This is a genomic window from Paraburkholderia sediminicola (assembly GCF_046030555.1).
Lineage (GTDB): Bacteria > Pseudomonadota > Gammaproteobacteria > Burkholderiales > Burkholderiaceae > Paraburkholderia > Paraburkholderia sediminicola_E.
Genome location: NZ_JAQQCH010000014.1, coordinates 104,711 through 129,738, shown reverse-complemented (window position 1 = coordinate 129,738; position 25,028 = coordinate 104,711). Strand labels below are relative to the sequence as shown.

21 protein-coding genes and 1 pseudogene are annotated in these 25,028 nt (G+C 57.3%); 18 read left to right on the top strand and 4 right to left on the bottom strand.

Annotated elements, in window-relative coordinates:
- Position 1: 1 nt before the first annotated feature.
- On the bottom strand, positions 2-1,405 hold the full coding sequence (eat, locus tag PQQ52_RS20710) for an ethanolamine permease (protein ID WP_408215191.1): 1,404 nt from the start codon (positions 1,403-1,405) through the stop codon (positions 2-4).
- Positions 1,406-1,663: 258 nt separating this feature from the next.
- On the opposite strand from eat, the gene PQQ52_RS20705 reads away from it, so the two are divergent.
- Both PQQ52_RS20705 and PQQ52_RS20700 read left to right on the top strand, forming a co-directional pair.
- A complete protein-coding gene (locus PQQ52_RS20705; protein ID WP_408215189.1) occupies positions 1,664-2,530 on the top strand; it encodes an AraC family transcriptional regulator in 867 nt (288 codons plus the stop codon).
- Positions 2,531-3,527: 997 nt separating this feature from the next.
- Positions 3,528-4,895 carry a reverse transcriptase family protein gene (locus PQQ52_RS20700; RefSeq protein ID WP_408215381.1) on the top strand — a complete coding sequence of 456 codons (1,368 nt, stop codon included), beginning with the start codon at positions 3,528-3,530 and terminating at the stop codon, positions 4,893-4,895.
- A 281-nt stretch (positions 4,896-5,176) separates the two neighbouring features.
- Here PQQ52_RS20700 and PQQ52_RS20695 read toward each other — a convergent pair whose 3' ends face one another.
- The 3 genes from PQQ52_RS20695 to PQQ52_RS20685 form a co-directional block, all read right to left on the bottom strand.
- Positions 5,177-5,833 (bottom strand): hypothetical protein, encoded by a 657-nt coding sequence (locus tag PQQ52_RS20695; protein WP_408215187.1) that lies wholly within the window; start codon positions 5,831-5,833, stop codon positions 5,177-5,179.
- 88 nt (positions 5,834-5,921) lie between these two features.
- A complete protein-coding gene (locus PQQ52_RS20690; protein WP_408215185.1) occupies positions 5,922-6,848 on the bottom strand; it encodes a pentapeptide repeat-containing protein in 927 nt (308 codons plus the stop codon).
- A gap of 156 nt (positions 6,849-7,004) precedes the next feature.
- Positions 7,005-7,448, bottom strand: coding sequence for a DUF6708 domain-containing protein (locus PQQ52_RS20685; RefSeq protein ID WP_408215182.1), 444 nt, complete (start codon positions 7,446-7,448; stop codon positions 7,005-7,007).
- Between the two features lie 331 nt (positions 7,449-7,779).
- Here PQQ52_RS20685 and PQQ52_RS20680 point away from each other — a divergent pair, with 331 nt between their 5' ends.
- The 16 genes and pseudogenes from PQQ52_RS20680 to PQQ52_RS20605 form a co-directional block, all read left to right on the top strand.
- Entirely contained in the window at positions 7,780-9,345 is a 1,566-nt protein-coding gene (locus PQQ52_RS20680) for a recombinase family protein (protein ID WP_408215179.1), read from the top strand.
- Positions 9,342-10,244, top strand: a complete 903-nt coding sequence (locus tag PQQ52_RS20675) for a ParB/RepB/Spo0J family partition protein (RefSeq protein WP_408215178.1) — start codon at positions 9,342-9,344, stop codon at positions 10,242-10,244. The genes PQQ52_RS20680 and PQQ52_RS20675 overlap by 4 nt, the downstream gene beginning before the upstream one ends.
- Positions 10,241-11,143, top strand: a complete 903-nt coding sequence (locus PQQ52_RS20670) for a plasmid partitioning protein RepB C-terminal domain-containing protein (protein WP_408215176.1) — start codon at positions 10,241-10,243, stop codon at positions 11,141-11,143. The genes PQQ52_RS20675 and PQQ52_RS20670 overlap by 4 nt, the downstream gene beginning before the upstream one ends.
- Positions 11,144-11,441: 298 nt before the next feature.
- A complete protein-coding gene (locus PQQ52_RS20665; RefSeq protein WP_408215174.1) occupies positions 11,442-12,197 on the top strand; it encodes an HNH endonuclease in 756 nt (251 codons plus the stop codon).
- A gap of 208 nt (positions 12,198-12,405) precedes the next feature.
- Positions 12,406-12,918 carry a hypothetical protein gene (locus tag PQQ52_RS20660; RefSeq protein ID WP_408215172.1) on the top strand — a complete coding sequence of 171 codons (513 nt, stop codon included), beginning with the start codon at positions 12,406-12,408 and terminating at the stop codon, positions 12,916-12,918.
- A gap of 802 nt (positions 12,919-13,720) precedes the next feature.
- Complete coding sequence (locus PQQ52_RS20655; protein ID WP_408215169.1) at positions 13,721-16,363, top strand: type VI secretion system Vgr family protein; 2,643 nt, start codon at positions 13,721-13,723, stop codon at positions 16,361-16,363.
- A gap of 38 nt (positions 16,364-16,401) precedes the next feature.
- Entirely contained in the window at positions 16,402-18,489 is a 2,088-nt protein-coding gene (locus PQQ52_RS20650) for a hypothetical protein (protein ID WP_408215167.1), read from the top strand.
- 42 nt (positions 18,490-18,531) lie between these two features.
- On the top strand, positions 18,532-19,614 hold the full coding sequence (locus PQQ52_RS20645) for a formylglycine-generating enzyme family protein (RefSeq protein WP_408215165.1): 1,083 nt from the start codon (positions 18,532-18,534) through the stop codon (positions 19,612-19,614).
- A gap of 30 nt (positions 19,615-19,644) precedes the next feature.
- A complete protein-coding gene (locus PQQ52_RS20640; protein WP_408215163.1) occupies positions 19,645-20,577 on the top strand; it encodes a DUF3592 domain-containing protein in 933 nt (310 codons plus the stop codon).
- Between the two features lie 43 nt (positions 20,578-20,620).
- Positions 20,621-21,010 (top strand): PAAR domain-containing protein, encoded by a 390-nt coding sequence (locus PQQ52_RS20635; protein ID WP_408215161.1) that lies wholly within the window; start codon positions 20,621-20,623, stop codon positions 21,008-21,010.
- The gene (locus tag PQQ52_RS20630) at positions 21,007-21,507 is read left to right on the top strand and encodes a DUF4123 domain-containing protein (RefSeq protein ID WP_408215159.1); all 501 of its coding nucleotides are present in this window, start codon (positions 21,007-21,009) and stop codon (positions 21,505-21,507) included. Before PQQ52_RS20635 ends, PQQ52_RS20630 begins: the two co-directional genes overlap by 4 nt.
- Positions 21,500-21,850 (top strand): hypothetical protein, encoded by a 351-nt coding sequence (locus PQQ52_RS20625; protein ID WP_408215156.1) that lies wholly within the window; start codon positions 21,500-21,502, stop codon positions 21,848-21,850. The genes PQQ52_RS20630 and PQQ52_RS20625 overlap by 8 nt, the downstream gene beginning before the upstream one ends.
- Before the next feature lie 170 nt (positions 21,851-22,020).
- A complete protein-coding gene (locus tag PQQ52_RS20620; protein WP_408215153.1) occupies positions 22,021-22,503 on the top strand; it encodes a hypothetical protein in 483 nt (160 codons plus the stop codon).
- A gap of 137 nt (positions 22,504-22,640) precedes the next feature.
- Entirely contained in the window at positions 22,641-23,228 is a 588-nt protein-coding gene (locus PQQ52_RS20615) for a restriction endonuclease fold toxin 5 domain-containing protein (RefSeq protein ID WP_408215151.1), read from the top strand.
- 18 nt (positions 23,229-23,246) lie between these two features.
- The gene (locus PQQ52_RS20610) at positions 23,247-23,963 is read left to right on the top strand and encodes an Imm52 family immunity protein (protein WP_408215148.1); all 717 of its coding nucleotides are present in this window, start codon (positions 23,247-23,249) and stop codon (positions 23,961-23,963) included.
- 5 nt (positions 23,964-23,968) lie between these two features.
- Positions 23,969-24,856 (top strand): annotated as a pseudogene (locus PQQ52_RS20605) (PDDEXK-like endonuclease domain-containing protein); the annotation flags it as partial.
- Positions 24,857-25,028: the final 172 nt, after the last annotated feature.

Below are 25,028 nucleotides of genomic sequence, written 5' to 3'. Positions count from 1 at the left end.
GTCACTCTTCGAGCAAAGCGTCTGCCGGTGCTGCTTCGCGTTGATGGCGCGTCAACAGGAAGTAGACGTAGCCGAGCGCGAGAAAGATCGCGAACACGACGGCCACCACAAAATTGAAGTAAACCATCGTTGCCAGACAAATCACCGCAGCCACCAGCGCGAACGCCGGAAAGAACGGAAACAGCGGCGCGCGGAACGGGCGCTCCATGTTCGGGTCCGAGCGGCGCAGCTTGAACAGCGACAACATGCTGATGATATACATCACGATAGCGCCAAATACGGACATCGTCACGATGTTCGCTGTCAGCGTCTGCCCGCCGAACTGGATCAGCTCGTCGCTATAGATCGCGGCGATGCCAACCACGCCACCCGCGATGATCGCGCGATGCGGTGTTTTGAAGCGCGGATGCACCTTGGAGAGCCACTCCGGCAGATAACCCGCGCGGGCCAGCGCGAAGATCTGACGCGAGTATCCGAGAATGATGCCGTGAAACGACGCGACGAGCCCGAACAGGCCGAGCCACACCAGCATATGCATCCAGCCGCTATGCTCGCCGACGATGAATTTCATGGCCTGCGGCAACGGATCGTTGATGTTCGCCAATTTGGTCCAGTCGCCGGCGGCGCCTGCGAACACCATCACGCCGACGGCGAGCACCACCAGCGTGAGAATACCGGTGATGTAGGCAATCGGAATCGAACGCTTCGGATTCTTGGCTTCTTCGGCAGCCATCGCGACGCCTTCAATCGCCAGGAAAAACCAGATGGCGAAAGGAATCGCCGCGAACATGCCGTGGAACGAGCCCATGCTGAAGGTATCCGCGCCGGACCAGCCGCCTTTCGTGAAGTTCGACCACTGAAAGCCGGGTGACACGACGCCCATGAACACCAGCAATTCGAAGATCGCAAGCAGCGTCACGCACAACTCGAAGGCCGCGGCAATCTGCACGCCGACGATATTCAACGCCATAAAGACGAGATACGCGCCCATCGCCGCGTGTTTGGGTTCGAGACCCGGAAACTGAACGTGTAGATAGGCGCCGATCGCGAGTGCGATCGCAGGTGGCGCAAAGACAAATTCGACTAACGTCGCCGCGCCCGCCAGATAACCGCCGGTTGGGCCAAAAGCGTGGCGCGCATAGGCGAACGGGCCGCCCGCATGCGGAATCGACGTGGTGAGTTCTGTGAAACTAAAAATGAAGGTGGTGTACATCGCGGCAATAAAAACCGCCGTGATGACGAAGCCAAGCGTGCCCGCGCTCGCCCAGCCGTAGCTCCAGCCGAAATACTCGCCGGAGATGACCAGACCGACCGCGATTCCCCACAGTTGCCACGTCCCGAGCGTCTGCTTCAACTCATGATGCGTGACCTTACCGACGTGCTGACTTTTGGACTCTGATTTCATCGGGCGCTCCTGATATTGCCGCTTGCTCGACGCCGCAAGGTTTTGCGGTGCATGAGCGGACAGGCTTCAGCCGATGGTAGTGAGCCATTATTCGAGGTGTTATCGAAATTCGGCAAAGTTCGAGCGCGATTGTGTCAGTGGGCGCTTAATTCCGTTTGCGTGTGGCGTGTGAAGTTCGCAGGATTTGGTAAATGGGGACGTGATACTTTGGTTCGCATCCCTTCGGCAATCTTCTTTCGGTTAGTCAGGCACTCAGTCATGCACCCATCGGACAATCGGACACGCTACGAAACTCGGCTAGGCCGCGTGCTGGACCATATTTACGATCATCTCGACGAACCGTTGGATATCGATCGGTTAGCGGAAATCGCCTGCATGTCGCCGTATCACTGGCATCGCATCTATCAGGCGATGTATGGCGAGACGGTGGCGACGACCGTACGCCGGTTGCGGCTGCATCGCGCGGCGGGATATCTGGCGAATGGTTCGATGCCGATCGCTGAAATTGCTGAGCGCTCGGGCTATAGCAGTTTGCAGTCTTTCTCTCGCACCTTTCGCGCGGCGTTCGGCGTTCCGCCGGCGCTGTATCGCAAGCAAGGCACACATAGCCGGTTTCGTCCGGCGCTTTCTGGAGACGATCAAATGACGATGCGTGAAGTGGTGATTCGTCACGTGGAGCCGATGGAGGTTTTGTCGGTGGATCACGTGGGACCGTATATGCAGATCGGCAAGGCGTTCGATGGGTTATTCGGCTGGTTGGCGAAACACAATTTGCTGGCGGGGCAGATGCGCATGATCGGGATTTACTACGACGATCCGGGTGTTGTTGCGGAGAATGAGTTGCGGTCGAAGGCAGGGGTGTTGTTGCCGCATCCGGTTCAGGCTTCTGTGACCGTGAGTCCGCCGGTTTCGGTGGCGCACGTGAAAGGCGGTGAGTACGCGGTGTTGCGCCACAAGGGGCCGTATAGCGATATGCGTGCGGCTTATGAGTGGCTGTATGGGACGTGGCTAGTGCAGTCGGGGCGCGAGGCTGCGGATGCGCCGGTGTTCGAGGAGTATCTGAATAGCCCTAAGGAGACTGCACCTGCTGATCTGTTGACCGAGATTTGTTTGCCGTTGGTTTGATGGCTTTGGCCTGGTTCTGTTTGTTTTGCCTGCTTTGTGCGTGTTTATGCAGCGGGCTTTCCGGATGCCTCTCTGGTTTTTATAGTCTTTGTATATGTATACGTAGTAATAGTTAACAAGCACCGCGCCTGGTTGTGGATAACTTGAATCTTCGTTTACGGATCAAGGGACTGCGGAATCGATAACCCTGCGGAGCATGAGCGGACAGGGGCAAGGAGCCAGGGACAACTTTCGACTGACCTGGCGAGATCGCGGATTTATCAAAGTTTCGCCCACAAGGTGTCAGGTGGCTTGTACAAAAGTTGTCCAGAGGGGGCTGTGGATAAGTAGCGTGACTTATCCAGCGCTCAATCTGCGAGTTCGTACGACGTGCTGCGGCCCAGCTACCGCTGATTTTTTCGACACCCCGAGTGCGATGCCGATCCGAACTATCTCCCCTGCAGGCACCAATCATTCGCCGCAGAAAACGCGGAGAATAGTGCGCTATTCTCCGCTTGAGACAGTGCGCTCCTCACGAACAACTGATTTCTCGAACGGATCGGGTTGAGTAAGGCAAAAGCGGTTGGGGCCGCGCTGCAAGACACGTAATAGCTGCGGCAAAGTCAAATCAGAATAGGTTGTCGCACTTATCGGATACCGCCTGTGCAATGGTGGGACCGTTTCCTCACCTATTGCCGATTTTGCCGCTGCGCATCGCCGACTGTGAGTTATCGTGCCTTCTGCATCAATCAGGCGCCTCGGCAACACTTTATTGCAGAATTGATTCGTACTGCAGATGCGTTGACAACACTTAGCCGCGTCGCTTATCTTCGACTCGCGGGTCGGCTGGTCAAGCTTGCCAAGGTGCGGGCAGTATTCGTTCCAGGCACTACGGGGCTACCCCGTGGATCAGAAAGACCTCCGCAGTTCGTCGCATGAGCGTCACTTGCGCGGTGCGCAAACCCGCTCACGCCACACAAGACGCGTTGACTGGCCGCCCCGCCCCTCTCTTTGCTCTATGCCCTTATCTTCTCTGCAATTCGTCACCTACGCGATCGCCGATGCCATGCTGGCCGGACCTCCCGAGGGCGCCGCGATGATCGAGCGGATGACGCTCGTATTGGGTGAACGCTCCGGTTGGATGAATGGGTTGGCGCGCGGGGTCGAGAAGCGATTTGGCGCGCGTTGGGACAGCGTCGGAAGTAAAGAATTGTCGAAGGTCATTGCTGAGGACACGGGTTTTGTTTCAGCTTGGAGGAGTGAAAACCGGCCGAAGGTTTTTCGTGTGTTGCCCCGCCCTCCTGTTCAGCGGCCGCCACCGCCCTGGCTGCATGACGTGGCGCTACCGCAGTTGCCGACGCTCGGCGATCTGGCCGCGTGGCTGGAAATCGAGTCAAACGAACTGGACTGGTTTGCCGATCGCTGGCGTGTTCAAGCGCAGAGTGCGGCGACACCGCTTCATCACTATTCGTACAAGGCGATCGAGAAACGCGACGGTCGGTGTCGGATCATCGAAGTGCCCAAATCGCGCTTGCGGGCTTTGCAGAGGAAAGTGCTTCACGGCTTGCTCGATCGAATTCCTGCTCACGATGCGGTGCATGGTTTTCGACATGGACGGAATACGGTTACGTTCGCGGCGCCTCACGCAGGGAAGGTGGTTGTGATTCGCTTCGATTTGACGGATTTCTTTGCGTCGGTGCATGAGGGACGTGTTTACTCCACGATGCGTGCTTTGGGTTATCCCTTGGAGGTTTCGCGAGCGTTGACTGCGCTGTGTACCAATCGTGTGCCGAGTGGCAGGTTGCTGGCACCGGATGTGCGCGACAAGATCGATTGGCTGGAACGGCAGCGGTATCGGAGCCGGCATTTGCCGCAAGGGGCGCCGACTTCGCCGGCGTTGGCGAATCTGTGTGCGTTTCGGTTGGATCTGAGGTTGGCTGGGTTGGCGCGTTCGTTAGGTGCGACGTACACGCGCTATGCCGATGATCTGGCGTTTTCCGGTGGTGACGATCTCGCGCGGATGGCTCAGCGGCTTGAGATTCGTGTGGCGGCGATTGCTATTGAGGAAGGGTTTTCGGTCAATCTAAGGAAGACTCGGGTGATGCGGCGGGGTGCGAGACAGCATCTGGCTGGGGTGGTGGTGAACAGTCATCCGAATCTTGCGAGGCCGGAGTTTGATGCTTTGAAGGCGGTGCTGACGAATTGTGTGCGGCTTGGACCGGGTTCGCAGAATCGCGACAATTATTCCGACTTTCGAGCTCATCTCATGGGTCGCGTCGCGCACGCTGCGATGCTGAATGCGACCAGAGGCGCGAAGCTGAAAGCGATCTTCGAGCGGATCGTGTGGGATGAAGATAGCGATGCCGGAGCAGAACCACGCATGTGAGGTCCGATCGCCGCGATCCTTGCGATGTTGAACGCTTCGACCGCTACCCGTGGAGTCTGTCTGTTCCTGCTCCCGCTCGTCGCGACGATCGCAACTGCCGTCGGGCTATTCGCTAGCGGCGTTCACGGCCACGCGCTACCAATCGTTCCCATCGGCGCCGTGCTCAGCAACTGGTTGTGTTTCAGGGCGATGGCGTGGTTGCGCCTTCGTCCTTAACGGCGTGGCCGCTTCGACTGATTCCCTCCGCGTCGCCCACGCGCTCGCTCGCGGTATTCGCGAGATCAAACGTCCATAAACTGACTCGCCGTCAACGTCGTTCCCAGAAAATTCGCCACGTTGGTCATAACACTGAGCAATTCGAAGGCGACCTCGGCAGTCCATCGCTCGCCGAAATAAAATGTGGCTTCTTCGACGTTGCGGCGCCAGGCATGAATTCCCGGCTCTGCTCGTAGTACGCAAACGGCCGACACCTGGAAATATCCCGACGAGCGTGCCGGGATCGCTGATTCGACTACGAAGCCCAAGAGGGACGCGCGTCGAAAGCGGAAACTTTCGTCATGCCACCGAAAGCCAGCCCACTCGGCATCGCGCGAGCGGAACGCGAAAAAATGCGCAGGGTCGTCAATTGGCGGAACCCATCTCCGGCTAGCGAATGTGGCAAATTCGGCTTCGGTCGTCATCGACGCGGGTGAGAGGGTGTGTCCGACTTCGATATCGGTTATTTCGCCAAACACGTTCTTTAAGCCTGAGAATATTTCGTCGTTGAGACGTCCGCCGAAAGCCCTTACTTCGTCTGAAGTCGTCGCCTTGATGCGAGGGCGAAGCCCGATGTGCTCGAACACCGCCTGGTCTCCCAGCAGCCCATAAAGGCGGTTGTCGTCGGGGGGATCGTCAACACGGCGCAGGCCTAGTGGATAAGGCAGATCCTCGGTCGGCATGCGCCTGTCGGTCGTACGGGTAGGCGGCTGATCTTGCGGCGCGGTCGGGTCAGAGCTCATCGGTATGTCTTCATACGTGCCCCAGAAGTTACACCTGGTCGTTAGGGTTGTAACTCCAGATCACGCGCCCCCAATCCGTCATTTCCGTGTCGGGGAATTTTTGCCCAGCTTCGAAATAACGTCGGCCCTGTTCGGCCCCTAAGGCCGGGCTCACCCACCAGCCGCTTTGCGGCACGATTTCCCCCGGATTACCCTTCAACCTGGACGAAAAGGATGCAAGCACGGGCGCATTCGTGTCCGGAACCAGGGAGCACCATTCAATACAATCTTGCTTCTCCGCACTACTCAAAGCAATCGCCCGGCGCGCCTCCGGCGTGTCATCGAATTTGGTTTGGGCCATCACCGAGCCTTGAGGCACATTTCCAAAGGTCCCGCCATCAAAGCGCACCCTCTCCAGCATCGCCCCTCGGAAATCCACACCACTCAAGTCACAATTCTGAAACTCGGCCCCGACCAAACGCCCTTCATTAAGCTGCGACCCAGTAAGATCGCAGTCAATAAATCGAGCGGCTGAAAAATTGCAATTCCGTGCGTCGTTCCATCTAATTTTTCCCTTCTCAACCAGCACGGCCGAAAAGTCGCTATTCGTTACATTTGAATTGGTCAGATTCCCACCCTGCATCGCGACATGCGAGAAATTCGATCTCTTCAGCTGGGCATGGTCAATATGAGATTTTTCGAACTCGGCGTGGCTAAAATCAATCTCTTCGCCGGAAATTATGATCAGCTGCGCCGAACGGAATTTACACACCCTAAAGGACGCCCCGCTCATGAGGGACCCTTGGAATTGCGCCCCATCAAAACTGCTGCGATCGAAAACTGCGAAATCAAGAAAGCTGCTGCTTATATCCAGATTTTTTAGATCTTTCCCGTCCAGTGATGACCCACTTATGCCGTCCATCACGACACCGTTACGGTCAGTTGTGTCGCCCTGGACAATGAATCTACGTCCCATGTTTTCATCTCCGTGAGCAATTTCTTCGCTGGCGGCGTCGCGTTAGAGGCGCACAAGCCGCCTGGCCGATGTGTCCCTGCAGGCAAGCTCGACGTCCGCGGGCCAAACGGGCTCGCGACTTGTAAGGCCATTGCATAGAGTGGCATCTATCGCCAGTCACACTTCCGCTACCACCGCTGGCCGGACGTTGTCGCATGCTGCCTCGACGTCCTCCGGCCATATCGGTTCACGAGAGGTTAGCTGTGCAATGTAGTGAAGCACGGACAGCAAAAAAACTGGGACACTGAGTACGAGAGAAAAAATGCGGAGTCCCGCATTAACGCCGCCAATGTCCCGCAGTCCGTAGAACCATATGCTCATGGAGGCTAGAAGAGAGGGGCCGCGTGGCAGATACTTTTTCACAAGTGGCAGCGAATCCTGACCGTTTTCCATATAGCGGCGAATGAACTCGAAGTTGGCCTGGACCTGATAAAGCACCTGTTTGCCGTAGCGCGTAGACTCTTTCGCTCCGTTGACTGTCCGAAGCCCAAAGCTGCCGGGAGCGCAATTGCGCGATGCAACGGGCGCGGAATGCACGACGAAGTTCCAGTCCAGTTGCAAACATGGACGCGTCACCGCCTTTACACCCGCTCGCGTCGGGCTTCTACATACTGCGCCGTGCGGTCGACACAGGCATTGCAAAGATGAACGCGTGCACCGTCCATATCGCCGTGCTGTCGGCACCAAACGGACCACCCATACGTAATTGCAAAGAGATGACGTGATCGACTTCCGCGCCACGCCTGCTACCTTTGCCTTGTACCCGCTCTGAATCAGACACCACCGCAGTTGCGACGCGGTTGCGTTTCGAAGGTGACGATCTGCGTGTCCGACGCGATGCCGGACACGCAAGCTCAGGGGAGCGAGGATTCGAAGCAGCGGGAGCAGGACCGTGTCACTCGATCACATAAGCGATACCGCCGTCGCGCAGGCCCTCTCGGTACGGGCGGCCGAATACGTTCGGATGTCGACTGAGCACCAGCAGTACTCGACTGAGAACCAGCGCGACAGGATCCGGGAGTACGCCGTGCGACGTGGTCTCGAGATCGTTCGCACCTACGCTAACGAGGGCAAAAGCGGTCTGCGTATCGACGGGCGGCAGGCGCTGCAGCAACTGATCAAGGACGTCGAAAGCGGGCGCGCGGATTTTCAGGTGATTCTCGTCTATGACGTCAGTCGCTGGGGGAGATTCCAGGACGCGGATGAAAGTGCGTACTACGAGTATGTCTGCCGGCGCGTCGGCATCCAGGTTGCCTACTGCGCCGAACAGTTCGAAAACGACGGCTCGCCGGTATCGACCATCGTGAAAGGAGTCAAGCGGGCAATGGCCGGCGAATACAGCCGGGAATTGTCGGCCAAGGTGTTTGCCGGCCAGTGCCGGCTGATCGAACTCGGCTTCCGGCAGGGCGGACCGGCTGGATATGGCTTACGCCGTGTGCTCATTGATCAGCACGGGATCATGAAAGGAGAACTTCAGCGAGGCGAGCACAAGAGCCTCCAGACCGATCGGGTGATTCTTATGCCAGGGCCCGAGAGCGAAATCCGGATTATCAATCTCATCTACAACTGGTTTATCGACGGGTCATTAAATGAATATGAGATTGCGGCCCGGTTAAATGGTATGCGTGTTCGCACAAATCTCGACCGGGAATGGACACGAGCGACTGTACGGGAGGTACTGACCAACGAGAAATACATCGGCAATAACGTCTACAACCGCGTCTCATTCAAACTCAAGAAAATGCGTGTTGTGAACACACCGGACATGTGGATCAGGAAAGAAGGCGCATTCCAGTCTATCGTACCAAGCGAGGCGTTTTACACAGCGCAGGGCATCATGCGGGCACGCGCCCGGCGCTATTCGAATGAGGAGCTCATTGAGCGTCTGCGCAACCTCTACCGCAATCGCGGTTTCCTGTCTGGCCTGATTATCGACGAAACTGATGGCATGCCATCAAGCTACGTTTACATGTACAGGTTCGGTAGTCTGATCCGCGCATACCAGACCGTGGGCTTTACACCCGGTCGCGACTACCGCTATCTCGAAACCAACCGGTTTCTCCGGCAGCTTCACCCGGAAATCATTGCACAGACCGAGAAGAAGATCGCCGATCTCGGCGGCGCAGTGCTACGCGATCCAGCCACAGACATGCTCACCGTCAACCACGAGTTCACGACCTGCCTGGTTCTTGCCCGCTGCCAGACGCACGAAAATGGCCGGCATCACTGGAAGGTTCGGTTTGACACTAGTCTGCTGCCGGACATCACGGTAGCCGTGCGGCTCGATCACGCGAATTCGACGGCCCTCGACTATTACCTCCTTCCACGCCTGGATTTCGGCCAGCCGCGCATCAGCCTCGCGGACCAGAATACGATCGAGTTTGAGAGCTACCGCTTCGATACGCTGGACTATCTCTATGGCATGGCTGAGCGGGCACGCCTCCGGAGGGTGGCATGAACCCGCAGCAACAGACGGGCGAGGTCCGGATGGTTCCGGTCGACCAGATCGAGGTCATCAATCCGCGCGAGCGTAACAACCGCGCCTTCAACGAAATCGTCGGCAACATCAGGACGATTGGCCTGAAAAAGCCCATCAAGGTCACACCGCGTGTCACTGCCGATGGCGTCGAGAAGTATCTGCTTGTGTGCGGCGAAGGTCGCCTGAAGGCCTTCCGTTCACTAGGCGAAACGACCATCCCGGCGCTGGTTGTAAATGTCAGCGACGAAGACGCATTCATCATGAGTCTCGCGGAGAACATTGCGCGTCGTCAGTGCCGACCACTCGAACTCCTCGCCGGCATCCGGCAATTGCAGGAGCAGGGATACACGCCGAAGGTGATCGCAGAAAAGACCGGGCTGACGCAGCAGTATGTCCAGGGCATTCTGATGCTACTGCACCACGGAGAGGAGCGGCTGGTCATTGCGGTTGAGAGGGGACGGATTCCACTTAACGCTGCGCTCACGATTGTCGGCGCCGGTGAAGATGACGCAGCGATACAGGCTGCTCTGCAGGAGGCTTACGAGTCCGGTAAATTGCGTGGCAAACAGTTGATGGACGCCCGTCGGATCATCGACCGACGGAAGACACTTGGGCGCTCAGCCGGCCGCAACATGTCGGGCAAGCTCGCGGACGTGACAACATCGAGCCTGGTGCGGACCTACCAGCACGAAGTCGAGCGCCAGAAATCGATGGTGCGCAAAGCCGAGTTTGCGCAGCAGCGGCTTATGTTCGTGGTGGGTGCACTCCGGCAAATGTTCGCCGATGAGAACTTCGTCAATCTGTTGCGTGCAGAAGGCCTTGCGACATTGCCGAAATATCTTGCCGAGCGCGTCTGGTCGGGCGGGAGCGTCGCATGACAGGCGTGACCCTCGGTTTCATTCCCGAGCCTCTATCGGTTCCAGTAGTGTGCATCTTGCCGTCGCGCAGGACGCCCGCGACGATCATCGACTCCCGCAAGTTCAAACAGATCAAGACGTCGATTGCAGAGATCGGACTGATTGAACCGCTGTCCATTACAGCAGCGCACCAGAGTACGGGTCAACACGTGCTGCTTGACGGTCACCTGCGGCTTATTGCGATGCAGGAGATCGGATTTGTCGAAGTATCGTGCCTCGTTGCGACCGACGACGAAAGCTACACCTACAATAACCGCGTGAACCGGCTGTCTACAATTCAGGAGCACTATATGATCCGGCGCGTCGTCGAGAGGGGCGTATCGCCGGAGAGACTGGCAAAGGCTCTTGCCATGGACGTATCTCAGATTCTGAAAAAGCTTTCACTGCTGGATGGCATATGCCCGGAAGCCGCAGAACTTCTGGGGGACCGTCAGTTTTCCGTAGAGCTTGCCCGCGCGGTTCGAAAAATGAAGCCAACGCGGCAGGTCGAATGTGTCGAACTGATGATAGCGGCGAACAACGTGACCGCCCCATACGCCGAAGCGCTGCTCGTCGCGACACCTGCTGCGCGTCTGGTTGACGGTAAGAAGCCGCCAAAGCTGACAGGTGTGACGCCTGAACAGATGGCGAAGATGGAGCGGGAGATGAGCAACCTACAGGGCCAATACAAACTTGTCGAGCAGACCTACGGACAGGATGTGCTGAACCTAGTGCTCGCAAAGGGATATCTCGCCAGACTCCTTGAGAACGAACTGGTAGCTCAATACCTGCGGCAGCGTCAACCAGACCTGATGGCCGAGTTCGAAACGATTGTCGAGACAGTTTCGCTTGAACAGCAGCAATTCAGCGCTCTCACGTAGCTGCTCTTCGGATCGCCAATGCGGTGCATGGCGTCGCATTAGACCTCGAAATGGACGGCCGACCTCTGCTATTCGAAGGAGTTAGTTTTGAGAACGGGCGCATAGGTGACAGGGAGCAGGCGGGCCAGCTTGGGACGTTCGACATGAGCCTATAAATCGCTAACAATGGACGCTCAATTTTCGCGGTCAGAAGAGACTGCACTGAACGCGCAACCCGCGAAGATGCCTATCGACCGAAGATGGCAGTTTCACGCGGCGGTGCGATTCGCCTAAATTCTTCCAAGTCTTCGGGGTTAGCATGGAGCGCATCACCTTATCAGCAGCTGAACTTCTGGATATCCTGCGGTCTCTCGGCGCGCCAGCCGTCATAACAAAGAACAAGCATCCGGAATCCGAGGGAAATTTTCGGGAGCGTCCAGACCGTCCGTGGCAAATGTTGGACGGGTACTGGACCGGCAAACCAACACGCGTCACGGCTGGTAACGGCTTTGCCATTCACTTTGTTGAACGGCTAAACCGCGTCTGGCTGGGCGATTATCTGGGCGCAGAAGAATGGGATGGTCGCGCTGGCGTCTATTCGCTCATCCTCGGTGACGTGCAATGTTTTGAAGTTCTAGACCTTAACCTCGCCGACGAGCACCAGCGCGAACTGTGTGAGATCCTCAAAAAACCGGGGGCCGTGACCTACTCCTATTTCGAGCCAGATGTGGCAACCGAAGTGGATGACCGCATGGAGAGCGGCCCAACGTTCCGACTCGCAGAGATTAAGCAGCGGCTTCAACAACGGGCATTCAGGAAGGCCGTTTTCGAATTTCTGGGTGCTCGCTGTGTGGTTACGGGTTGCGCTGTGGAGGCTCTTCTTGAAGCGGCGCATCTTAAGGGACGACGATGGGAGACGGGGGACAATAGCTGCCGTGACGGAATCCCATTGCGCGCCGATGTCCACCGGGCATATGACGCTGGTCTGATCAAGCTTGATCGAGAGCACAGGCTAATCAGAGTAGATCCTAGCGTCGCGGATGAATACGGGCAGTACATTCAGCCGCGGGAATGAGCGCCAATCTGGGAGCTATGGTTGTTGGTTATGCTGTCAATGATGCTGGTTGGAGTCCGAATGGCAGTTGAGGGTCGAGTTTGTTGAATTTATGCGCGATGAATCAATATCAAGTTTTATTGCGGACAAAGCCCGGACTGTCGTGCAGAATACTCTTCCAGCCTATTCGTTTTTGTCCGAATAAAAATATCGCTGAATTATCCACGTCGTGGAAGTGCAGGGAAGTGCCGGGCCTGGTGTCTTCCGCGAGTTCAACTGTCTTATTTCTTATATGAACAGCCTACCCCAGACTATCGAGCCAGAACTGATCGTGCGTGGCAGCCGCTTTGCAATGCCGGCTCTTGGTATCATTTTTCTCATTATTGCCGGGTCTTACATCGTCTTTGCGCAGTCGAACCCATTCATGAGTTTTGGCGATGTTTTTATGGTCTTCCTCGCACCTCTGGCTGCCCTGGTAAGCATGAATTTCACGACACGCGCGGTTTTCTATGTCGATCGATGCAAGGTGGGTCGCACCACGATTCTTTACGAGAACATCGCTTTTGTAAACCGAGGGCGCTTTCTGTTGGTGATCCGGTATAACCGCCCGAATGAAGCGCGTACCAGTCCGCGTCGAGCCACACTGTCATTCTATGAAATGCGTCGACCCGAACAAGAAAAGTGTCTTGATATTTTGCATTCGCGTCTGACTGAAAAGGCTGTTTTAAACTCCCGCTTCTGAATCCGGAATGGTAACGAGCGCTGCTGCGGAGCCTCCCGCCGATCGCTTATGCTTTTGCGGCGATTAAATGTCTTGCCTCATCAGGTTAGCTCGATCGATCGGCGGGTGGCGAGATGCTTAAGCGCCGGATCGGCTTAATGGGGCACAAGAGCCATGCGGATGTTGAAAACTCGAAAAGAAAGTGTGGCGTCTTTCCCCGGCCGAACTATCTGTCCTTCTTTCGCTAATAGAACTGGAACCAGTGGAGCCACGAGCCGAGGGCGACTGAGCGCGGCCACTTTTCGGTCATTCGTAGTCGCTTCCAAAATGGACCATAAGTCCTGCCGAAGTTATTTCAACAAATGCCTCACCACTGCCGCCATGCTTTGCTTTTCTTTGACCCGCCGTACCGTTTTTAGCTTGAATTCGAGCGTGTACTGTGTCCGCTTTGCCTTGACGGTCATCGCCTGCTCCTTGCTTGAGTTTACTTTTTCAGCAAGGGATTCGTTTTACGAGGGCAAACTCATTGTCACGAATCTCATCTTGCTAATTGGGAGACGGTTACAGTAACGCGTACGTACTCAAGAAAATATTTCCGATTTCCAGAATTTAACAATTTGATCGGAATGTATTTCCGGTCGCCGCCGCCTTTAACAGGAACGGATAGCTACATTCAAAGGGAATGTTTACCATCCGCTATCATCAGACTTAGAATCTGCGGGCGAGAACCAATACGTGACAAGACGGGGTGCAAAAAATGGGCGCAGCTGACCTAATCGAACAAATTCGTTCGGGAATATTCCAGAATGAGCGTTTGCTCAAATTGGATACGCCTATCGGTGCGAATGCATTGCTCGTCCAGCGAGTGGTGGGAAACAGCCGCGTAGGCCGCGATTACGCATTCACCGTCGACGTCGCGTCTACAGACGAAAACATCGAACTTAAACGGCTTATCGCGCAGCCCGTTACGCTATGGATGCAGCAAACCGACAAATCGTATCGGCCAGTGCACGGTTTCGTTCACACCGCTCGCCGGCTCGGCTCGGATGGTGGGCTGACCAGCTATCAAGTCGCATTTGCATGCTGGTTGCATTTTCTGCGCTTCAGACGTGATGCGCACATCTGGCAGGACGTCACGGTTGATGAAATCATTACTGACGTATTCAATCAGCATCCTCAAGCCCAGGGCGCATTTCGCTTTGCGCTGAATAAGCCGCTTCAGCTGCGGTCATTCTGCGTTCAGTACGAAGACGACTGGAATTTCGTCAATCGTTTGATGGAAGCTGAAGGCTGGTACAGCTATTTTGAACAGGCCGACGACGGACAATCGCACAAGTTGGTGGTGACGGACAATCTGGATTCGTTCAAATCTGCGTCACCGCAAAGCGTGGCGTTCTATCGGGCGGGCACTAACAGCGAAACCGACGCGCTCGTTCAATGGTCCGGTACCCGGACGCTGCAAAGCACCTCGCTTGTCACGAGTACATTCGACTATAAATCGCCGCAATATGCGAAAGGCACCAATATCCCGACGGTCGGCAATCAGGGTTCATTGCCTTCGCAAGCGGAAGTCTACGAATATTCCGGTGCGTACACGTATCGCGAGCAGGACCGTGGCGACGCGCTTTCGAAGATCCGCATGGAGGAGTGGGAGTCGCGCGCAAAGCGTTTCTATGGCGTAGGCGCAGTGCGGCGGATCGATGCAGGGCAGTGGTTTGAACTTGTCGATCATCCGGATCATTCAGGCGGCAACGAGCAAGAGCGGCAATTCGCCGTGCTAGCAGTGGATTGGGTTATCGAGAACAATCTGCCGGTATCACGTAGCAGTGCCGATTTTCCGCATAGCCTCCAGACTAAGGTCAACACGACACGCGCCAATTTCGGCCCAGTGCAGCCGTCCGCGCTGATTCCGAGCGGCGACGGCAGCACCGGCTTTTTCATGGCGACCATTGAGGCTCAGCGGCGCAGCATTCCGTTTCGCAGTCCGTTGGACCATCAAAAACCCGTCATGCCGACGCAGACCGCAACGGTCGTCGGTCCCTCGGGTGAAGAAGTCTTTACGGACTCGTTGAATCGCGTGAAGGTCCGCATGCACTGGGACCGGATCAATAGCGGCGACGAAAAGGCATCCTGCTGGGTGCGCGTGTCATACCCGAATGCCGGCAGCAACTGGGGCGGCGTCTTCGTGCCGCGCATCGGTCAGGAAGTCATCATCACGTACATTGACGGCGATCCTGACCGGCCGCTCATTACAGGCCGCGTCTATAACTCCGCAAGCTCGCCGCAGTGGCACACGCAGGGCCAGCTGTCCGGCTATAAGTCGAAGGAACATAAAGGCTCGGGGTATAACCAGCTAGTGCTCGACGATTCCACCGGTCAGAATCGCGCGCAGCTTTACAGCACGCAAACCGCAGCACAGTTGAATCTCGGCTATCTGGTCTCGCAAAGCGACAACACGCGTGGCGCATTCCGCGGCACGGGCTTCGAACTTGCCACCGACGCCTACGGCGCGATCCGCTCCCAGAAAGGGCTCTACATCAGCACGTTTGGCCGCCCGGCTGCGAGCGGTGAGCAACTCGACGCCACCGAGGCGCGCGGTCAGTTGACCGCAGGTCAGCAGTTGTTGAGCGCAACGGCGGACACTGCGCAACAACACGGTGCAGCCGATATGCAAGCGATCGACTCGCTGAAGACGTTCACAAATGCCACCCAATCCAGCTACGGCGGAAGCGCTTCGCCTGCCTTGTCGGCTTCCTCCGCGCAGGGACAGGAGACGTCGGGCGGCACTGGCCAAGCCAACGGCTTCAGCGATCCCGTGCTGTTGCTCGCTTCCCCCAAAGGCGTAGGGATCACCACGCCGGAAAGCGTCCATATTCACGCGGGCGAGAACGCGACGATATCCGCGAACACCGATATCAACGTTGCGATCGGCAAGAGCCTCGTCGCAAATGCGGTCGATAAGATCAGCCTGTTCGCATACAAGCTCGGCATGAAACTGATCGCCGCGCGCGGCAAGCTCGAGATTCAGGCGCAGACAGACGGCATCGACGTGCTTGCGAGCAAAGGCATCAAGATTTCATCCTCCACCGATGCCATCCAGTTGAGCGCGGAAAAAGAAATTCTGCTCACGTCGGGCGGCGCCTATATCCGCATCAGCGGCGGAAACATTCAGGTTCACGCGCCGAGCCAGGTGGATATCAAAGGCTCCGAACATTCGTTCACCGGCCCGACGCGCTACGACGGGCAACCCGCAGCATTGCCCAAGAGTGTGGTCAACGACCAGCAATTCATCCTGAAGGACGAGACCACCGGCAACGTGATGCCGCTCGCGCCTTACCGCATCGAAAGCGGCGATGGTCAGGTGCTGGCTCGCGGCATTACCGACGCCGAGGGCAAAACCGTGCGGGTCTTCACCGGTACTCAGGAACAGGAGTTGAAGATGTTCCATGAGGACGATCAGGCCTAGGATCGACAACAACATGACGGGTGAGTCGAGATCAAATCATGAATAGTCAGAACGCAGCTGGGACAAGCCAATCGAACGCGCAGGAAGGCAGCACCGCCGACGCCAAGGGTACGCAGCGGCCGCTCTTCTTTTTTTATCCGGATACGGCCGAGCTTTTCGAATGCCCGGTCGAATCCGTCGATGCCGTGGCGAAAGAGATTGCGCTGATGAGTCGGCTATCCGAGAACCTGATCGAGGCACGGCAAGCACTGGGCGTCGCGCACGCTGCTTGGCTGGAGCAACAGGCAAATGTGGCGTTGCGTCCGCAACTCGAAGCGAACCTGAAAGAAGCGATCAAGAAAGAAGAAGCCGCCACCGCGGAAGTTCACGAGCAACTCGAGGAGACGCCCGCCTTCAACAAGGATGGCGTGTGGGAGCTTTTGCCCTTGCGCAAGACAGCGGCCGGCAAAGATAAGTACAGCGGTCAGCGCTTTACGTACGTGCGGTCGTCGAAAGTGAAGAACCATTTTCGACGCTACAAGCTGGACTCCGACAAGCCCCAACTCAAATCCTTTCTCGTCAAGGACGCGACGACGGGCAACTATAAGCTGGATCACGAGAAGATCCAGGAGAAGCTCGACGAAGCGTTCAAGAAAGCGAAGCTCCACGAATGGAAGACACCGCCTTGGGGTCGCGAGTGGGCACCTGAGTTTGCAGAGGCGTTCAACAAGGCCGCCAAATTCAAATCACCGGACGATCCCAACGCAATGTGCGAGTTCTCCGGTGGCACTCAGATCCTGCGGCTGTTCGCCGGCGCTGGCGCAAGCGCCAAAGCGGAAAGCACCATCAAGTCGTTCGACGACCTGTTGCACCTGCGCGGCGAAGTCGCTGCATCGGCGAAAGCGAAGGGTGAAGTCGGCGGAGTGCTGGCTGACGGAAACATCAAAGCCACGCTTTATCTGCCGTGGAAATCCGGTCTCGAACTATGGATTCCGGCACCGACCGAGAGCCAGAGCGGCGCGATCTCGTGGAAGAGCACGCCCGACACCACGCTTGGCTTCTTCAGGATCTCGCTCGCGGCAAAGGCGGAAGCTTCTTGCGGTGCGAGCCTCCTCGCGGAAGGCGGGGTCGAATTCAAACTCGGCCGCGACGGTAAGACGCAGAAGGTCAAAGGTACGCGTGCCACTCGCAACGCGGCGCAAATGCAGCAGCCCAAACTCGATGTCACAAAGGTCGAAGTCAAGGCTGACGCGGGCGGTGATCTGAAGGCCTTTGCCGGCGTCGAGGCGGAGGCCTCCGTGGAGGGAGCATTCGAATGGCGGCGCCCGCAGGAAAAGGTCAAATGGACCTCGTTCGCGTCCGTCAAGCCGGGCGTGAGCGGCCAGGCCGGCGCCGGCGCGCAGGCCGCGTTCCACATTACCTATGACGACAAGTTTCGCATTCTGATGAGGGCGGGCTTATGCGTCGGTGTTGGCTTGAAGGGCGAAGTGGAAGCCGCGGTCGACGTCGTCAACATGGCCGAGTTCGCCTGGTGGGCCAAAACCCAGATTGCCTATGCTGGCGACAAAAACCTTCAGTACTTCGCCAAGGATGCCTTCAGGACGTTCGTGGCGATGTACACGTTGGCGATTGCCAAGGGTAAGGAGATCGGCGCCTACGTCGGCAAACAGTTCGACGAAATGAGAACCGAGCTGACCGACTTTATCCGTACCCAGCCTCGGGCATTTCTCAACGCAATCAGGAACGCGCATGACTCGCTGCTGAACAGTCTTGCGGAGGTGAAGGGCTATATCGTTTATGCGTTAAAGTCCATCGCCGACCGATTCGACGAATGGCGGCTGGAAGCGACCGATGCGATCAGCCGTATTCTTGCAGCCGCCCAGATAAGGAACGAACTGGAGAACGTCTACCAGTTCACCTCGTCGGAAATTGCGGTTAAGGGCAATGCGCAAGTTGCGCGCAATGAGATCGGACAGGTCGTCGGCACGAGCCAGCTGGCGATGGTGGAAAGCCGTATGCGTGTCGACCCGGCGCCGGGTTTCGGCTTTGTCTTCAACGATTCGGCCGCGTACCAGATGCAGCAAGGAACCGCGCTCGCCTGGATGGACCCAAAAACGACCGCGGGCGACGGCTCCCAGATGGCTTGAGCGGCGACATCGGTTCAATAGAGAATATAGGAGTGGTGCTGCATGGGTTATCGGTCTCGTCTGGCTCAAGAGAAATCACGGGCGCTATTGGTTGCTGGAATATCGTTGCTGTTGTCGGGCAGCGTTTTTGCACAGAAAGTCGACGTGAACGCACCCGCTGACAAAGATCGATTGATCCGCGAGATTACGACACCGTCACCGAAGAAGGACACGTGGGAACATCTCAGCACTGTGCTGAACTGGGGAACCGGTAAGCCGTACGACGACACCATCCGCATCTTGCAGGATTACTTCAAGTCGTTGCCGCTGCCTTCTAATGACGAACTCGCCAGATTCAAGGACAAGGTGCATCGCGAACTGGTCTTCGTCAAAGGCGGCCAGTTCCTGATGGGCGATTTCGGTCCGGAAAAGTCGCAGGAAAGACTGCCCTACTCCGCCAACGACGGCGCCGCGCCCGCACACAACGTGACGCTCGACAGTTACTCGATTTTCAAGCATCGCGTGACTTACGCCGACTATGACCTTTACACACGCGCCAATGGCTTGCCGCCGATCGCGATCAGCAAACACGAGGACCTGGAGTTCCGTTTTCCCGACTACCCCGTGGCGCATATCACGTGGCAACAGTCGCGCGATTTCTGCGCATGGGTCGGTAAGCTCGTGAGTCTGCCGGTCGATTTGCCGACTGAGGCGCAGTGGGAATATGCAGCACGTTCGCGCGGCGAGTTGTGGGTGATTCCCAGCGCCGCGGTGCCGGTTGTCGACGGCAAATACAACCTCGAACAGCTCGACAACGTCATCGACAAAATGGAAGAGAACGGCACCAGCCCGGAGCCGCTGGTTAGCCGGCCGGTAGGCACGTATGGCGACAATCGGCTGGGCGTGTCGGACGTGTTCGGCCGCGGCAAGGAATGGACTTATGACTGGTTCGACAAGAACTACTATAGCCACGCGGCGCCGCACGATCCGCGAGGTCCGGAGCGAGGCAGCCTGCGCAGCGTCCGGTATGCAACCGATAGCCGCACGCGACTCGTCATCGACCGCACGGGCTTCGCGCCCGATACCGCGAAGGCCGATCTCGGGTTTCGATGCGTGCTCAACCAGTCTTCGCCAACAGGTCAGTGAGATGCGCACGCACGCTCCAATCGTCCACTCATGATGAATTCAGCCGCCGCCCCGTCGCCGCACAGCCGAAGCACGCTCGTCATCCTGACGCTCAGTCTCGGCGCGCTGCTTTTTTCGCTGTGTTGGCTCGTGTCTTCGCTGATCGCCACGCATCGCATGACGGTCGCCGAAGGAACCGTGGTGAGTTACGACCAGGGCGGCCGGAGCTGGCGTTCGTATCAACCCGTGATCGTCTTCACGACCGCACGCGGCGAGCGCGAACAGATCACGGGCCAGACGTCGTCGACGCAGCCGGCCTACGATATCGGCCAAACGGTGCGCGTGTTCTACGACCCTACGAACCCCACACGCTCGGCGATCATCGACGACTTCGGGCAGCGCTGGTTTCCTGTCGGCGTAGTGATGTTGCTCAGCGTGGTGTTTTCAGCGATTGGCGCGGTGATGTTCGTAATCGAACGCGGCAAGGTTAAACATGTCGCGCCTTCGTCGTACTCGCAGGCGAGGCGCAAACGCGGCCGACAGAATCTACTGATTTGCCTGATTCCGATTGTCATCGGCACGGGATTTCTGCTGGGCGCTGCCGCTTCGGCGATGCGCGAACGGCAGATCATTGGAAGCTATACGCGCACGACTGGCAAAGTCGTCGAAGTCCAGGAAGCCGAGCGGCCTTATCAGCCGCGCTCGCACGTGTACTCGGCGATTGTCGCGTTCAAAACCACGACGGGTAAAGAAGTCACCTTTGCGCAGGGATCGTCGTCATCGCATAACGATCTCGGCAGCGGTGATGAGGTCAGTGTTCTCTACGATGCGAATACGCCCGATCGCGCGATGATCGACAGCTTCTGGGAGCACTGGGGACTGCCTGCCATCCTCTTTGTCATCGGCTTGCCGTTCTTCGCCGTTGGTGTGTTCTTTGTCAGCACCGTCGACTTCAGCGGTGGGCGCCACAGCAAACGGACCTAGCTTTGAACGTGATTCGACATTCGAGATTGATGGCAGGTGACTTATGACTTCGATCGCATGTGAAGGCGATAGCACGTCGCACGGCGGCAAGATCGTTTCCGCTTCGGCGACCATCGGCGTCGGCGACAGCGGACGGCGCGCCGCCCGGCTCGGTGACCTCGTCCATTGTCCGAAATGCGACGGCACGTTTCCGATTGTGACATCGCAGAATCCGGCGATGACCGTGGAAGGTGTGCCGCTCGCTTTTCATGGCGACAAGACCTCGTGCGGTGCGGTGTTGATCGCCGCGCAATCCGAGACCACCGGCAATGTACCTGCGTCGATGCAGGGCACGGCAGCCGCGGCGGCGGAGTCCACAGTCGCGCCGACCTTGTGTCGCGAGTGCCTCGCTCATGCCGCAGAAACGGGCGCTTCCACTGTCGTACGCTCATGATCCCAACGACTCTCGCTGAACGGCTGGAGCGTTTGCGTGCGGATGCGCCGGGGCTGCGTGCGTATGCGCTGGTCGATGGCCTGCAGTACGAACAGCATTTCGGCCGCAGCTTGCGGCGCCGCTGGGGCACTGTGCACACGCTGTTCGCCGGGACAGAAGATGAGCCATTGGCATCCGCTGGACCATGGCTTGTCGACATCGCGCAACCCGATGCCGACGCGGTGGCTTCACTCGATGAACTGGAAACAGCGCGGCCTGGTGTGATGTGGTTGTTCAGCACGCAGGATATCGAGTCGCTAGTGCGGACACTGCAACGCAAGCTCAACAGCAAACTGCCGAATGGCAAGATTGCGTTGCTCCGGTTCTGGGATCCGCGCGTTTTCGTGCCGCTCTTCAATGCGCTCGACACCGAAAGACGTCGCGCTTATTTCGGCGATGTGGACGAGTGGCACGGCCTCGCGGATGGCAAACGCTTTCACGTCTCTCACCATGCTTGAACTGACTGCAGAACAATGGGCCGCTTTGTGCGCGAGCGACGAACGCAATTTTGTCGCGACGATTCGCGACGATATCTTGCGCGACGCCCCGCGTTACGCCGACGATCCGACCTTGCTCGACCGCCTGGTGCGGGCGTATGGGGACGCGAAGCGCATGGGGTTTCAGCAGGACAAGGAGTTGGTGGAGTTTCTTTATATCGAAGCGGATGTGCCAGAGTTTTATCGCAAGCCGGGGATCGCGGCTTGGCTCGCGAAGCCGGGACGACCGGTTGAGGAGCGGTTTGAAGATCTGCTGGCGGTGACGCGGCGGAAGTTGATCGATAGGGATAGGGAGACGCGGTGATGGCTGTGTTGGCTATCGGCAGCTGTTCGCATTGCGAGCCTGGAGGAGGATGACGGCAGACCTTAACATTCGCCTGAGCTCCCGGTTGCAGCAAGAGGAACTTCTTTCCCATGAAGAGCTATGGATGGTTGTAGAAGCTCGCTGTTTCGCTCGAAAAAACCGGATTGAGTGTGGATGACTGGCACCCTCCGTCGAGCACTCCGCAGGCGTCGCGTCGCATCAAGGCGTTCGACGCCTCAGGTCCGACCGAAGCGGTGCTTGCGATAGCAAAGGCGGCTGAGGACTACTATCCCGGTCTGAGAGGTTTGGGCGCATGGAACGGAATAGAAGGAGCGGGCGGCATAGTGATGACCGATCTGCTTGACGTCGCCGGATTGTGCACCCGCGAAGTCGATTCCGACGGCATCGCCAGCTTGTTCGATCCGGCTGTGGTCGTGGCAGTGCTGCACGATATGACCCGCATCTGGCCTGCATCGAGCATTCAGGTCGGTTCGTATAGATATTTTGCGAGACAACAGGTGTTCGACGATCGGCCCGGCGCAGGGTGGATGCTGTACCTGCCGCGCGAAATCACACACGCTCAGGTGCGCCGAGGCGCGCAGGTTGATACCCGTGATGGAAGGCGGGCATTGGAAGGGAACGATCGTCGTTAGCGTCGATGATGGCGCTTTTCGCATCGATAACGTGGAGCATGTTGCATCCGCGAATGCCATTGAGAGAAGACTCGTGGATCTAGACCTGTTGCCGCGGTTCACGGATCTGTGAAATCGATTTGACGGGAGAGTAACTGATGGCTGTATTGGCAATTCCGCTCATCGAAGGAGCGGGCGCATTGCTTGCCGAAGCATTCCCCGCTTTGCTAGGCGGGACCGCTGCTGCGGGAATCCTGTCGTTATCCGGCGATCAGGCGCAAGACAAGAGCAAGACCCAACCGGTCGCGCGAACCATGCCGAAGACAGACGAAGCGTGCAAGAAGTGTCCACCGGATGCGGGTAACCTCGTGGCGCGTAACTGGAATATGTCAGACACCTCGCGCACGTATCAGGCGCAGGTGACAGGCTTCGCGCCGAATACGGAGTGGAGTTTCAGCGGGCTCGACTTCGATGGGTTTCGTGCGTCGCTGTGTCAGCTGGAAGAGGCAAAGGCGAATTATGATCAGTTTTTTGATCCGGAGACGGGTGAGCCGAAATTTTTTTTCAGAGTTTCCGGGGTCCGAAAAATGGTCGACCAAGCGTCTACCCAAAACGGTATCGTGGTAGCCAATCCGCCCGCCCAGCTTCACTGGTATTTCATGCAGCGATTGAGTTACCGTTATTTCACGCGAGCTTTCACGCTAGCCGCTCCACTTATTCGAACTGAGCTGCGCCCGCTTCAGTGAACTGGAATTGACGACATCATGAATTACAGTCTGAACCTCGAATTGACTTTTCGTCTGTCCGCGCCCGAATTGCCGACGATCGAAACTGAGTATCACCGGTTGTGGCAATTTGCGAGCGCATTGCAAGTCGCGGGTTTTCCGATCGATGGCTGGTTTCCGCCAGCGGACAACGTGAAAGCGTCACTTCTCAACCGGGCTTTCGATTCCACCGGACCGACCACTGCTGCCATAGCAATGGCAAAGGCCGAAAAGCAGGCGTATCCGCACGTACGTTCGTTTGGCGCGTGGAACGGTATCGAAGGCAATGGGGGCGCGGCTTTCACGGACCAACTGTCTGTGAGTGGTTTGTGCGTCTTAAGCCTGCAGACTAAAGGCGTCATGTCTCTTGCAGAATGTGATGTCGTGGCAGATATCGTGACCGAGGCGACCCATATCTGGCCGGCGCTGAGCGTCGAAGTCGGATCGTTCCGGTATTCATCGGAATACAGAGTTTTTGAAAAACGGCCAGGCGCTGGATGGATGCTCTATTTGGCGCGCGTCCTCACCGCCGCGCAAATTCCGGAGGCACGTGATCTTATTCCTGTGATGGACGGCAAGCGGCAGAAGGGCACCATCATTGTCAGTGTGATTGATGAGCCTTTCTCTGCGGCGAACAAGGAACATGTAGCCGTGGCGAACGCTATCGAAAAGAGACTCGTCGATCAGGATCTGCTTCCGCTGTATACGGAACTTTAAGCGAGGCCACCTTCCCAAGCCCTGTCACCGATGACCGAGCAGTTAGCTTCCATCACGTCAGCACCGGCCGCTATGAGAAAGGTGGCGCACGAACAAATCAGCTGGAGGCGAAGGCCCTGGTCGCTGACCTCGTCGGTCGACTCAAATCGCCCGGCTTTCACGAGTCTGGCCATACCATAGGCGTGGTCACGTTCAACGCCGAACAACAGTCGCTGATTGAGGACTTGCTCGATGAGGCCCGGCGTAAAGACCCATCTATCGAGCCATTCTTCCTCGAATCGCAACTTGAACCAGTGTTCGTTAAGAATCTGGAAAGCGTGCAAGGTGACGAGCGGGACATCATGTATTTTTCGATTACATACGGACCCGGCATTGACGGCAACGTTTCAATGAATTTCGGTCCGATGAATCGCCAGGGCGGAGAGCGCCGTTTGAACGTCGCGATTACGCGAGCTCGACAAGAGCTACGCGTTTTTTCAAGCCTCCGTCCCGAACAGATGGATTTGTCGCGAACGCAGGCGCTCGGTGTACGGGACCTGAAACACTTCCTCGAGTTTGCAGAGCGCGGAGCGCGAGCTCTTGGAGAAGCGGTCGCAGGAAGCATCGGGGGATTCGACAGTCCATTTGAGCAAGCTGTATGTATTGCATTGTCCGAGCGCGGCTGGACGTTGCACTCGCAGGTCGGCGTGTCTGCGTTTCGAATCGACCTTGGCGTCGTTGACCCTGATGCCCCGGGACGATATCTCTCAGGTATCGAATGCGATGGCGCGACATACCACCGCTCGGCAACGGCCAGGGACCGCGACAAATTGAGGGAGCAGGTGCTTCGTGGCCTAGGATGGGAAATTCTTCGGATATGGTCGACTGACTGGTGGATTGATATGCAGGGAACTTCGGGCGCTCGCGTTCGACATGATGCGAGCAGGGCACGACGGAGAATCTGGCGTACCCGCAACCGCTCCACACTGTCCACCGTCACAGACGTGGCCAGATTCCACCTTTTGGCGATGGAGGTCTGAAGGATGCGCGCCCCTTTTGGAAATCTTTTCGAGACTGCGGACGTTG